This window comes from Kamptonema animale CS-326 (genome assembly GCF_028330895.1).
In the GTDB taxonomy this organism is placed as follows: domain Bacteria; phylum Cyanobacteriota; class Cyanobacteriia; order Cyanobacteriales; family Microcoleaceae; genus Kamptonema; species Kamptonema formosum.
The window spans coordinates 1-5,530 of sequence record NZ_JAQMUA010000077.1 but is presented as its reverse complement, the minus strand read 5'-3'; the positions used below and the strand labels follow the sequence as shown (position 1 = coordinate 5,530).

At 36.1% G+C, this 5,530-nt stretch carries 7 protein-coding genes; 1 reads left to right on the top strand and 6 read right to left on the bottom strand.

What is annotated here, in order from left to right; all coding sequences use genetic code 11:
• The first annotated feature begins 401 nt into the window (after positions 1-401).
• Positions 402-524, top strand: a complete 123-nt coding sequence (locus PN499_RS04660; protein WP_272030518.1) for a hypothetical protein — start codon at positions 402-404, stop codon at positions 522-524.
• Between the two features lie 277 nt (positions 525-801).
• Here PN499_RS04660 and PN499_RS04655 read toward each other — a convergent pair whose 3' ends face one another.
• The 6 genes from PN499_RS04655 to PN499_RS04630 are packed head-to-tail and all read right to left on the bottom strand — an operon-like array spanning position 802 to position 5,383.
• Positions 802-1,464: a TraX family protein gene (locus tag PN499_RS04655; RefSeq protein WP_272030517.1), complete on the bottom strand. Its 663-nt coding sequence runs from the start codon at positions 1,462-1,464 to the stop codon at positions 802-804.
• The gene (locus PN499_RS04650) at positions 1,443-2,003 is read right to left on the bottom strand and encodes a hypothetical protein (RefSeq protein WP_272030516.1); all 561 of its coding nucleotides are present in this window, start codon (positions 2,001-2,003) and stop codon (positions 1,443-1,445) included. Before PN499_RS04650 ends, PN499_RS04655 begins: the two co-directional genes overlap by 22 nt.
• A complete protein-coding gene (locus tag PN499_RS04645; RefSeq protein ID WP_272030515.1) occupies positions 2,000-3,004 on the bottom strand; it encodes a hypothetical protein in 1,005 nt (334 codons plus the stop codon). The genes PN499_RS04650 and PN499_RS04645 overlap by 4 nt, the downstream gene beginning before the upstream one ends.
• Complete coding sequence (locus PN499_RS04640; protein ID WP_272030514.1) at positions 2,983-3,807, bottom strand: hypothetical protein; 825 nt, start codon at positions 3,805-3,807, stop codon at positions 2,983-2,985. Before PN499_RS04640 ends, PN499_RS04645 begins: the two co-directional genes overlap by 22 nt.
• Before the next feature lie 5 nt (positions 3,808-3,812).
• Positions 3,813-5,042, bottom strand: a complete 1,230-nt coding sequence (locus tag PN499_RS04635) for a replication initiation factor domain-containing protein (protein WP_272030513.1) — start codon at positions 5,040-5,042, stop codon at positions 3,813-3,815.
• 8 nt (positions 5,043-5,050) lie between these two features.
• A complete protein-coding gene (locus PN499_RS04630) occupies positions 5,051-5,383 on the bottom strand; it encodes a hypothetical protein (RefSeq protein WP_272030512.1) in 333 nt (110 codons plus the stop codon).
• Positions 5,384-5,530 lie beyond the last annotated feature (147 nt).

Genomic DNA, 5,530 nt, shown 5'->3' with positions numbered 1-5,530 from the left:
CACGACTCCCGGCACTTAGTAAAAAATTATTAGTTATCCAGGGGCAGTGCCGGGAGCCATTTCCGTCCTCCACTCCCTAGTTACCTAAAAAGTTACCTAATAAATTGTAAGTTTCAATCCCTGATAGGGATTTAGTGAAATTGTAACTCTGCTCGTTGCCCGGTGACAAAATAGAGTTTTTTGAAAGTTTCAATCCCTGATAGGAATTTAGTGAAATTGTAACGGTATGGAAAAGTATGCAATCGTATGACAAAGTATACAACCAAAACAATCCTGTAACCAGGTTGCACCAGATATTAAGTTTTGTAACTCATCAATAATAGAGAAAATAGCCAAACTGGTTACAGCAAAACAGTTCCAACCATTTTTTTTATAAAGTCTACCGGGTATTACTCATCCGATTGCCTGGACCGAGCTGGTTGCCTGCGGCGCTGACTAAAACTGTAGGGGCGGCCGGCACCGGAGACGTATTAGTTGCGATGCCGGCCGCCCTACATCAAACAGCGATCGTAAAGCGATCGTAAAAAATCACCAGGACACAGCCAAGTAGTGAAAAATTTTTCGTTAATAGCATAGATTGTGAGCTCATTCGGGCGGCGACCCCCGCGCACAAGACACTCCACTTACCCAAAAAATCTCTCGCTGGGTTGCGCGGCGGCCCCCTACTCAATCGCACCTCGACTATCGACATAGATCTGGGGGCTCATTCGGGCGGCGACCCCCGCGCACAAGACACTCCGCTTACCCGAAACATCTCTCGCTGGGTTGCGCGGCGGCCCCCTACTCAATCGCACTTAAAATTTAAATTCTCGAAATCAATGCCAAAATCATCAAATGACCGCAATAGTAAACATAGAATAAATCCCTAAAATATTTTGAAGGTTTAACATCAAAATCTTCAGAATAATTAACCAAGAAAAATGGTGCAAATACAGCAAGTATTTGATAAGGAATTCCCAAATAAACAGTATAAACCAAATTAAGTAATACCCATAAAACCCACCAAGCAGTATGCCAACGAAAATTATTCATTAATAAAATTGCCGGGAACAAATACCAACCATAGTCAAAAAGAAAAAATTCACTAAAAAACATACCGAATAAAAGCCAAGCTAATCGCTCAGAAAAACTAACAGAAGTATGAATGTGTGAAAAAATAGCACCAACAAAACCAAAAGCAAAAATAATATTAATACCAACTACACCAAAATCATGAAAAGCTAAATAGTAAAAAAATTGAGCAGATAAACCCCAATAAAACAAACGCCCTATAAAACGATCGCGATTAGAAGTACGTTCCCAAGACTTACCAAAAGCCCAAGCAAAAAGGGGAAGCGATAACCTACCCACAAACCTCAAAGGCAAAATATCAAAAACTAAACCTATATGATCTAAAGTCATCAAAACCAAAGCAATAAGCTTAATTTGAGAAGTAGTTAAAACTATTTTTTGATGATTTTCCATAACTTTGTAAGTGCAGCAATAGACAAAATAGGGAGCATCGTATTCCAACAAGTAAGCGCAGCATAACTAATAATTGGGCTATTAGTTGATTCCAAAGCCGACAGTAACAAAGCCGGAATCCTAATATTATTAGGAGAAGAAGGCATCAATTTTAACCCTTGAACAGTAATGCTTGAAAAGAAATCTGAATTAATCAAATAACAAGCATAATCCTGAATTTCTAGCTCAGTCATAGGTCGCCGCCAAGTATTAAAAGTCCAGAATCCATCAGGATTATCAGAATTAATACTAGGCGTAACCCCAACTAAAACAACAGGCCGACCTTCAACTCGAATATCACGACTATAAAAATCCTCACATAACTCATTGTTAACAAAAGGCGTGTTTCCCATACCATACGCTGCCTGAATCATTTCATGAGTGTCAGTTTGAATCATTTTAAGGACACACCAAGTATAAGTTGCTGGCGCAGGAGTTGTAGCATAAGAACGCTGAATAAAAGATAAAGTAAAAATGAAAAATAATAATAATAACCTCATTGATTTAACCCCCTTAAAATAGCCCAATACATAGGCTGAATTTTGCCAGATTCATCAAAAATTTGAAACTGACCAGAGTAAGAAACTGGCACTCGATCGGCAAACCAAGCATGACCAAAATTTCCCCAAATCACAAACGATTTACAATTACTATCAGCACGGCACTTACTAGCAACATAATAAGCAGACAGCAAAGATAAATTAGACCTCACAAATCGAGGCACTAATTTATCAACCACTGGCGGAAAATTAACATTAAAATCTGATAATTCACGCCAAAAAGATGAAAGCTGTTTTTTCCAAAGCTCATCGTAAATTGAAAATTCAATTACCATCCATTCTAAATTAGAATCTTTAAGCCGATCGAACAGCCAGTTATAACGAAATAAAACAACATCAAGCCATTGCAAATGAATCTGTAAACCAAACTGAAATTTTAGATTAGGGTATTTATCAACCAAAGATAAATACCAATTTTTAAACTCAGTAAACCGAAGCTCAAACTTAAAAAATACGATAGGCTCATTAATAATTATTAGTGAACCAGAAGGTAAAGAAGCTAAAAATAAATCCAAAGATTTAAGCTTAGCTTCTCTAATTTGAGCATCAGTAAATTGAATATCAGTGTAGAAATCATCTATAGTATGGCTAGAAAAATTTAACTTATTTACATCATTAAACGACATTCGATGAGAGTAACAATTATAATATTTACACCAAGATTTAGTTTTAGATGAAAGCTTCTTAACAACAGCTCTATTTAATTCATTCTCAATGATAAAAAAAGAGAATAATTGAGATTTATCTCTCCAAATAGAATTAGATATCTGAGTAAAACCTGTAACAGTACCAAGAGGTAAACGAGAACGAGGTGATGATAATGGTTTACCCAATAAATAACCAAAACAACTCAAAGAACCAATAATAATTAAGAAAATGATATTAATAGAAATACCCAACTTTAAACCATTAATAAAAATCATTTTACTGGATTTAACCATGACGGTTGCCACCCCCTACATTCAACATCAGTCTGTTCAACTAACCAGTACCCTTTATCCCACCCAGAGGGAGTTTCTAAATTTTTCCAATCAGAAGTTTTAAAAGCCTTCAAACGATCGCCCTTAACCAAATCAGGTTTAAGAGCACGAGATAAAAGAAATGAATCTTTAATCTTATAAGGATTATATTTAATCTCAACTTTATTATAACGTTTATCCCATGAATAAGCAATTAACCAACAAGCTTTAGGAGTAACAAAATTATCATCAGTTGCAGCCCAAACAGCCTGCAACCAAACCTTACGAGGATATTTACAATTAGGATCAGTAGCGGCATGACCCGGATAAGGTTTTAAATTAGGATAAGTAGGAGGAGGGACAGAATAAGAACTAGACCAAGAAAACCAAGAGCAAATAGTCATTCCCTCAACACAAGTACCTGCAAAAGTATCATACCACCGCTGATAAGCTTCCTGACGAGCAATGCGATCGGCTGCAAGCCAATTTTGATAACCTACATTCCAAGCAGCATATTGAGAATTATAAGTATTTATTAATGCTTGATTCTGGTTATCAATAATAGCCAACTGCTCAACACTCAAACAACTATCAGAAAATAAACCTGACAAAGTAGCCAACAAAGATATTATAGGGAGTATAAAAGGAGAAATACTACCCAAACTAAATCCTAAAATATAAGCAGCAGTTCGGACAGATAAACCAGCAATTCCAACTGCCACAATCTGACCAGCAGTAGCAATAGCAAGTCTTAACCCAATTAAAGTACGAACCGCTGTAATCATAATAACTAATCATTCAAAATGAACTTTAAACCAACTCCAATAACAATAAAAGGCTGAATAACCCGAATAATCATACCAGGAGTACAAATAGGCTCCCACCCAACGCCAGCATTAATCTGAAAACATCCATCTCCTAAAGCTTGAAAATGAGTTTTCTCCTCATCATTAGGCATGACAATATCAACAGGGAATTTTTGAGCCAGGGAAGCAGGCACTAAATTACTACTATTAGCAGGACAAACAGGAGCAATTGCTAAAACATCCACAGGCAGAAAAGCTGCTAAAAATGTAAGAACAACTCCCAAATATTGAGCAACATAAACCATCCGTAAATGACGACGTTTCATACGATTTCGACCAGAATATAAAATGCGCTCCAACCAAATACCAAACTTTTCCTCACCTAAATAAGAATGAATTGAAGCTAAAGTAGGAGCATGGCGCTTAAAAAATCGATTTGACCGCTCAATATCAAGTTCAATCGGAGCAAGTTTAATCACAACTGGTTTAAAATTAGAAGTGTAATCGCGAATCCATTGACAATCAATAGAAATCGAACCAATAACTAAAGAATGTAAATATTCTAAAAGTTTAGCTCGATCGTTAGTATTAAATTTAACTAAATCATCCATTACAATTTGAGATTTACCACGTTTAATCTCAACTTCCCAACGATCGAAATCACCTTTACCATAAAGACGTACAAACGAATCACTCGAACGAGAACCTATATAAACAGTAGATCCCGAAGTAGATCCCGAATTATTATTAATAGAACTAAAGCGCTTAAAAGTCCTGGTAAACAACTTACCACTAGCTAAATAAAATTCCCAAGGTCTAAGATGCAAACGTTCGCCGCTAGGATGAATGGGAAAATCTAAAGCAATATCAATTCTATTAGCTTTAAAATCTTGTTCGCATTGACCAACAAAAATAAGCTCGATAGCTTTTTCTATACCAATTAAAGAAAGAACAGAACCAGATAAATCAACGAAAAACCTATAAATTAAATCATGATTATAGGAACAATCCTCACCAAAATCAATATACCCAATTTTAGAACCTTGAAATTCCCAAACATGAGGCCAATGCTTATTAATAGCAACTGAACCTCCTTCAACAAGATCGAAAGGCAAATTGATAATTTCCAATAATTCATCAATCACCATAGAACCAGTATTAGATGAAAACTGGAAGCGAAGCCAATCAATTTTTAAAGTGCGTTCCAAAGGCATAATTAATGTTAAGTGAAAATTGATATTAGGAAAAACACTGAAAAAGTACCAATGACAAAGTTACGCATAAACTTTAAAGAATCAAGAAACATAACTTTCTCATCCTTACCTAAACGTTGCCAATTGGAAAACTCACGAGTAACCCGCAAATCAAGAAATTTAATTTTCTCATATAGAACTGCGGGGAAACCCCACAAAAAAGTAAATCTTTCAGTAAGTGGATGCGGCCCCGGAAAAGGAATTTGCCCCTCAATTTTCCAAGCAATAAAAGGTAGAGAATCATAAGCATCAGAAATGCGCTTACGCTTCTTATCATTTTGAGATGCTAAATTAGTTGTCATAGCTTCTAAGTAGGTGTACCTAATTAAGCGTAAAATAGAAAAATCGTTAAATAAGGAGGCGATCGCTATATGCCAGCCCGATTAAGAATCAGTCTTACCGAGTTAGAAGCCCAAAAGCTGCGCGAGTTAAGCTTAAATCCTCAAGTT

Excerpts from the sequence above, each read along its gene's own strand:
- PN499_RS04645 (WP_272030515.1), bottom strand. The coding sequence starts at position 3,004 with ATGGTTAAATCCAGTAAAATGATTTTTATTAATGGTTTAAAGTTGGGT.
- PN499_RS04655 (WP_272030517.1), bottom strand. The coding sequence starts at position 1,464 with ATGGAAAATCATCAAAAAATAGTTTTAACTACTTCTCAAATTAAGCTT.
- PN499_RS04630 (WP_272030512.1), bottom strand. The coding sequence starts at position 5,383 with ATGACAACTAATTTAGCATCTCAAAATGATAAGAAGCGTAAGCGCATT.
- PN499_RS04635 (WP_272030513.1), bottom strand. The coding sequence starts at position 5,042 with ATGCCTTTGGAACGCACTTTAAAAATTGATTGGCTTCGCTTCCAGTTT.
- PN499_RS04650 (WP_272030516.1), bottom strand. The coding sequence starts at position 2,003 with ATGAGGTTATTATTATTATTTTTCATTTTTACTTTATCTTTTATTCAG.
- PN499_RS04640 (WP_272030514.1), bottom strand. The coding sequence starts at position 3,807 with ATGATTACAGCGGTTCGTACTTTAATTGGGTTAAGACTTGCTATTGCT.